This window comes from Nocardia sp. NPDC051990, from assembly GCF_040680755.1.
Taxonomy (GTDB): domain Bacteria; phylum Actinomycetota; class Actinomycetes; order Mycobacteriales; family Mycobacteriaceae; genus Nocardia.
Map to the genome: position 1 here is coordinate 150,002 of NZ_JBFAXH010000017.1, position 6,306 is coordinate 156,307.

At 64.5% G+C, this 6,306-nt stretch carries 5 protein-coding genes; 3 read left to right on the forward strand and 2 right to left on the reverse strand.

The genetic code is table 11. From position 1 onward, the window contains the following. Positions 1 to 9: 9 nt before the first annotated feature. Positions 10 to 822: a nuclear transport factor 2 family protein gene (locus AB0L63_RS26025; protein WP_364505597.1), complete on the reverse strand. Its 813-nt coding sequence runs from the start codon at positions 820 to 822 to the stop codon at positions 10 to 12. 358 nt (positions 823 to 1,180) lie between these two features. On the opposite strand from AB0L63_RS26025, the gene AB0L63_RS26030 reads away from it, so the two are divergent. The 3 genes from AB0L63_RS26030 to AB0L63_RS26040 all read left to right on the forward strand — a co-directional run bounded on the left by AB0L63_RS26030 (position 1,181) and on the right by AB0L63_RS26040 (position 4,968). Next, positions 1,181 to 2,041 carry a helix-turn-helix transcriptional regulator gene (locus AB0L63_RS26030; protein ID WP_364505599.1) on the forward strand — a complete coding sequence of 287 codons (861 nt, stop codon included), beginning with the start codon at positions 1,181 to 1,183 and terminating at the stop codon, positions 2,039 to 2,041. A gap of 348 nt (positions 2,042 to 2,389) precedes the next feature. After that, complete coding sequence (locus AB0L63_RS26035; RefSeq protein ID WP_364505601.1) at positions 2,390 to 3,133, forward strand: IclR family transcriptional regulator; 744 nt, start codon at positions 2,390 to 2,392, stop codon at positions 3,131 to 3,133. 938 nt (positions 3,134 to 4,071) lie between these two features. After that, a complete protein-coding gene (locus tag AB0L63_RS26040; protein WP_364505603.1) occupies positions 4,072 to 4,968 on the forward strand; it encodes an IclR family transcriptional regulator in 897 nt (298 codons plus the stop codon). Here AB0L63_RS26040 and AB0L63_RS26045 read toward each other — a convergent pair. Then, positions 4,949 to 5,416 carry a hypothetical protein gene (locus tag AB0L63_RS26045; RefSeq protein WP_364505605.1) on the reverse strand — a complete coding sequence of 156 codons (468 nt, stop codon included), beginning with the start codon at positions 5,414 to 5,416 and terminating at the stop codon, positions 4,949 to 4,951. The two genes, AB0L63_RS26040 and AB0L63_RS26045, sit on opposite strands and share 20 nt — an antisense overlap. Positions 5,417 to 6,306: the final 890 nt, after the last annotated feature.

Genomic DNA, 6,306 nt, shown 5'->3' on the forward strand with positions numbered 1-6,306 from the left:
GATGCGTGGCTACTGGGAGCCTGCCTCTAGCGCGCGGCGCAGCACGGAATCGTCGTACATTGTGACACCGTCACACACCCGTCCGTCGCGGAAGCGGAAGCGATCGAGCCCCTTGAAACGAACCGGCTGACCGCCGACCGTGCCCGTGGCAACGAACTCTATGAACACGGTGTCGTCTTCGGCCAGGAAATCGACCACCTCGACCTTCAGCCCGGGGATGAGTTTCGTCATCGCGCGGATGTGTTCTTGGTACGCGCTGATGCCGACGATCTCGGCCGGCTGGCCGACCCAGGTGCTACGCAGGTCCTCGGTACCGATCTGCGGAACGAGATCCGGGTCCGGAGCCGCCCAGAACGCTTCATAACCGGGGATGAACCCGCCACCGATGGTGGGGCGCACCGCCGCCAGCCGGATTCCGGTCTGTTCACAGAACGTCGCGACATCGAAGTAGCCCACGTCGGATATGAGCAGGCCGTCGTCGCGGAAAGTGCATACAAAGGTGACCGGGATATCGACGACCCGACCCACGTGTGCGCCCAGCCCGAGGAAGTCCGCGGCGATCGTGCCGCCGAACCGTCCCCATGCGACCGCGGTGTTCTCGCCGTAGGCAATTCCTTCGAATTCGCCGTGATAGTTGGGAAGCGCGGTGAACAGCGCCTGGTAGAAGCCTTTCAGCGGCTCGTGGCCCTGGACCGGTTCACCGAATCCGACGCTCTGGTAAACGCCATCGGGCGCATAGGCCGCGGCGACGGCATCCGCGTCATGTGCATTCTTCGCCGCGGCGTACGCCGCTGTCGCGGCGACAAGTTCACTGTGATTCATGCCGACACCTCATGCGTTCGGGGCATCCAGGTTCGACTGGTAAGCCACGTCGATCCGAAAAGACGGCAGCGTCGACAACCACGGCCAGCCTCCTTCTTCATTGTCGGTCAGTGATGACAAACACGCTCCCAGGCAAAGATCGTGCTGTCTATTACCTGATATGTAATATCTGCGACCCACCGCACCGGCGGCCCGCATTGCCCCGGGCCGTTCCACACCCTCCGATCTCGCCTCCGACGAGTCCGCTTCTGTGGAGAAGCGACGCATGCGGCGAGAATGCGTACCGAGCGGTGTGTCTCATCGAAGTAATGGCCGTGATGACTGGTTGAGCCCGATCTGCCATGAGTACCATGTCGTCATGGCGCCCATCGCACCGCAGCAAACAGTGGGCCGGCTCATTCGCGAGTGGCGTATGCACCACCATCTGAGCCAAGAGGAGCTGGCCCTCCGGTCGGAGCTGTCGCAGCGACACCTGAGCTTCCTGGAAAACGGGCGGTCGCAGCCGAGCCGCCGCACCATCGTCCGGCTGGCCACCGCACTCGATCTTCCGCTGCGTCATCGCAATGACCTGCTCTTGGCCGCCGGGTACGCGCCGATGTACGCCGAACGCACGATCGACGATCCGCAACTGGCCTCGATTCGAGAAACGCTCGAACTCATACTCAACGGACATGAGCCCTATCCGGCGTTCGTCATCAACCGGAACTACGATGTGATCGCCGCCAACCGCAGCGTCGAGGTGTTCGTCGAAGATCTCCCGCCCCATCTGCTGTCTCCGCGGCTGAATGTGGTGCGCGCCTGTCTACATCCGGAAGGGCTGGCGCCGCGTTTGCTCAACTTCGAAACGGTCCACGCCAATCTTCTTGCCCGCCTGCATCGCGATCTCGCTGCCACCGGCAGCACTTCGGCCCGCGAACTTATAGCGGAGATAGGCCGGTACCCGGGGCCGGGTCCCTCGCACGATCCGCTCAGTGGTCCACTCGATATCGCTACCTCGCTGCGCCTGCGAACCAGCCGCGGAGAATTGGCGTTCCACGCCACGATCGCCACCTTCAGCACCGCATTCGACATCACGGTGGCGGAGTTTGCGATCGAATCGTTCTTTCCGGCTGACGCGGCGACAGCGGCAGCGCTCCGTGCCACGATCGGTCCGACGAGCCAACCGTCGCCGCCCCTGGCGGTCATGGCGTCGCAGGGTGACCGCCGGCCATTGGTATAGGTGATTCCACGGTTTTCGCGTGTCCGCCGTGCGGTTGGTGGCCGCGCTACCGCGGCTGATGCCGCAACGGTCCGCCGCGCTCGGCGCGAAGCGCATCGCGACCAACGACGACTTCGCTGGAGCGGGTAGATAGAGAGACCATTCCCCAGCCGCTGCGCTGTTGTTGTGAAATCGGCTGTGCGGATCGACTTCTCAGGTCGAGGGGTGGCACGGCGCAACCGTGCCCCTCGATTCACTTCGACACACAAACCTAGATGTAGGCGCAGGTCTGCTGACGCAAGCACGAAGGTATGGTGAGCAGTCCTGGTCCGGTGAGTGGACCGCCTGGGTGTTTGGAGGCGTTCGACGATGCAATCGGTACTGGGCAAGGCGCGGTTGCTGCTCGAAGCCTTCGATGCGGATTCGGGGGCGTTGTCGCTCACCGAGCTGGCCCAGCGAAGCGGAGTCGCCAAGGCCACGACGTATCGGCTGGCGAGCGGTCTGGTCGAGTGGGGTGTCCTCGAGCGCATCGGCACGAAGTACAGCCTCGGCATGCGACTGTTCGAGTTGGGGCAGTTGGTGCCCGCGCGACGAGTGCTCCGGGACGCAGTGCTGCCGTACCTGCAGGAACTCCATGCTGCGACGACCGCGACGGTTCATTTCGCGATCCGCGATGGCCTCGACGTGCTCTACATCGACAAGATCTCCGGGCACGGCGCGGTCGAGATACCGTCACGTGTCGCGGGGCGGCTGCCGCTGTATGCGACGGCGACGGGCAAGGCGATTCTCGCGTTCTCTGCTGCGGATGTTGTCGAGCAGGTGGTCGGTAACGGGCTTGCCTCGATCACTCGACGAACGGTCGCCTCGGCGGCGCATCTGTACCGCCAACTCGACACCGTCCGGCAGAACATGCTGGCGGTGGAGGCCGAGGAATTGCTGCTCGGCGTGGTCAGTGCGGCGGTACCGGTGTTCGACCACCATTCGGTGCTGGTGGGAGCGGTCGGACTGTCCACCTCTACCGACCGGATGAACCTCGGCAGGGTGTCCGGTCCGCTGAAGTCCGCGGGTCTCGGGATCAACCGGACACTGAGCTCTCTCGGGAGTTCGGCGTAAGGCACGTTGCCTGGGAACGCCGTCTGCCGACCATCGCAGTGCGAAGAACCCAAGCGTCGCCGACGCCGTCATCGCAACTGCCACGGCAAGGCTGGTGTTCCCGAGCGCGCCGACTGCGGGTGCGACCACGGCCGCCGCTTCGAATTGCGCGAAGCCGACCATCGCGGCGGCTGTTCCCTGGTCTTGCATCACGAACGACGAACCGGCGATGTATGCCCACAGGACGGCCCTCCCCAGGCCGCACACCAGCACCAGGACGACGAAATCGAGATCGCGGCTCAGCGTGAGGTACCTGCTCACGACCCTGGATATTCCTCGGCCGGCGCGGGCGGAGGGAGAAAGGGTCTCCGGCATCGGATACCCGCCAAGCAGCATCATCGCCATGCCGAGCCCAGCCAGAAGAAGGAATACCCCCTCTGGTGCATCGGCGCGACAAGTTCCGGGCCCATAAGTCGACCGTGGCCCAGGTGTACGACAGCTCGGTACGGGTCGTGGTCAATGCCGACGTCGCGGAAGTTCGCGGTAACGGCTGGATCGCCGAAGTGGACATCGTCGACAAGCTCGACAAGTCCACGACCACACTTCCCGCCCAATCGGTTATCGCGGCACTGGGTTTCACCGCGGATCTTCCTGAGCGCACGTCTCACAGCAGCCCCTTGGTGCGGTGCGGTGCGGTGCGTCGTGATCGAGAACGGCACAGTCGCGCTCATCGAACGCGAAGCAGCGGCGGTGGCAGCGGTGGTGCGAGACTTTCTGGCATCCATCGAGGTCGAGCAGTCGAATATAAACCCTGCGGAACGGGTCCGCTGATCGGACCATGTGACGTGCCTCTCGTCGCGCCGGTCCCGTAGCGTCGCAACATCTGGCGAGCGCACCGCTGCTCATCACATGTGGAGCGATCGATCCCACTGCTCGCCCGACCCACCAGGAGGCACCCCTTGACGACAGCTACCCGAGGATCCGGTGGACTCGGACCGGTAGTACCCATCAACTCGGCCGGTCAGCAGGCGGGCGGGGACATGTCCTCCGTGCTGGGCAAGGCCCGCCTGATTCTCGATGCCTTCGATAGCGAGCGCAGCGACCTGTCACTGACGGAACTCGCCCGCCGTACCGGCGTCGCGAAGGCGTCGGTGCACCGGCTGGCCGGGGAGCTGGTGGAGTGGGGCCTGCTCGAACGAGCCGGAACGAAGTATCGGCTCGGGCTGCGACTGTTCGAGCTCGGTCAGCTGGTGCCCAGGCAGCGAATCCTGCGCGACGCGGCACTGCCATACATGGAGGATCTCCTGCTGGCCACGCAGGAGACGGTGCACTTCGCGGTTCGCGACGGTATCGACGTGCTCTACATCGAGAAGATCATCGGGCATCGCGGACTCAACCAGCAGTCGCGCGTCGCAGGCAGATTGCCGCTCTACTGCACGGCCACCGGCAAGATGATCTTGGCGTTTTCGCCCCAGTCCGTGTTCGACGAGGTCGTCGAGCAGGGGTTCACAGCACTCACCAACCGCACCACGATGTCCGTCAGCGTCCTCCGGCAGCAACTCGAGCGGATGCGCAAGGATCAGCTCGCGGTCGAGGTCGAGGAGACCCGACTCGGCTACATGAGCGTTGCCGTCCCGGTGTTCAGTGGCCCTCGGGTGCTGGCGGGCGCGCTATCGGTCACGGCGCCCACTGCCCGGCTCAATGTCAGTCGGATCACCGGCGCTCTCCGAACTGCCGGCGTCGGAATCACCCGAACCCTGCATGCGATGCGATGCACCCATTCGCCGGGCAATGTCGCTGGCCGCGATGGCGTGTGTAGCGCGGCGATGTGTTCCTTCAACGTGTGCGGACGATAGCCCCGGCCCGAGAGGTCATCGATCTCGCGTCGGCCGGAACCCCTGCCGCTCGGCATCCCAGGTGTCCGGCCGAACACCGCGGGAGCGCAGTTCCTGCTTCCGTACCTTTCCCGTCTCGGTGAGCGGGAGCTCCGCCACCTGGTGCGAAGTAGGCCAGGTTCTGCTCGGCGAAGCGCAACAGATCGGCGGGATCGAGGGTGATTCCATTCCGGGGCACGATCGCCGCCATGACCTCGTCCTCGGCGAGGGTGGATGGCACCGGGAACACCGCCACCTGCGCGACGCCAGGGTGCTGGGACAGTACCGACTCCACTTCGGTCGCCGAGATGTTCTCACCGCGGCGGCGGATCACGTCCTTGATGCGATCCACGAATCGGAACCAGCCGTCGGATCCGCGGATCACCCGGTCTCCGGTGCAGCCAAGAGCCCTGCGGTGGGGTCGGGTCACCCAGATATCCTTCGGCGAATCCGCCGCGACATATGCTGCGGACCACCGCCCCGGTGGTGCCCGAAGTGAACAGCACCGTGGCGATATCGAGGCCGTCGACCGGTGCCGGGTCGCGTAGCAGATCCGTGTTCGCCGGATCGACGTGCCGGAAGAACGCTCAGGAATTCCGTGATCAACGCGGGGTCGAAGGCGTTGGCCGGCGGACGGTCGATAGCGATCGTCGCGATTCCCTCCGACACGGTTGGCTGGAGGAACGCGGCGGTGAGTTCGGGTTGCTCGGGCATCAAGTACGTACCTCGATGTGCAGAAGTGACGGTCGAACAGGTTCGTTGACGAGTCAGTATCGATCCATTGGCTGATCTCGGACACGAATGAGGTTCGGTGAGCAAACCACCTGCGAAATCCGGTGGGTGTCCGCGCGTGACGGGTCAGCTGAGCGGACCGAATGACTTGACACGTCACTATTGCCTAAGGCACCGTGCCACTATTCGCCGCACGGTAGTGGCGCGGGACACAAACCTGACGGAGGCACGATCGATGACCCAGCCCATCGACGGGAGCGTTCGGACAGATGGCAGCGGTTGCGGCACGGTTGCCGACCGGGCGTGCGGCCACCTGCCACGAAGTTCGCGACGACGCATGACCGCACCGCACGCGCTCCCACGATTCAGTGGGACCGATCAGGTCTTGCACCAGGCCTGACCGGCACACCGTCCAGTAAGAGACCCGTCGGCGCGATCTGTGCCCGGCATGCGGCGTCCTCGGCGCGCCCGACCTTCATGAGACAGCCGAGAGGAAAGAAATAAAGATGAGGAAAATCGTTACGGTGGCCGCGGGTTTGGTGGCCGCGGTTGGTATCGCGTCTGGTTCGGCGGGCGCGCAGCCTGGTG

Excerpts from the sequence above, each read along its gene's own strand:
- AB0L63_RS26030 (WP_364505599.1), top strand. The coding sequence starts at position 1,181 with ATGGCGCCCATCGCACCGCAGCAAACAGTGGGCCGGCTCATTCGCGAG.
- AB0L63_RS26025 (WP_364505597.1), bottom strand. The coding sequence starts at position 822 with ATGAATCACAGTGAACTTGTCGCCGCGACAGCGGCGTACGCCGCGGCG.
- AB0L63_RS26035 (WP_364505601.1), top strand. The coding sequence starts at position 2,390 with ATGCAATCGGTACTGGGCAAGGCGCGGTTGCTGCTCGAAGCCTTCGAT.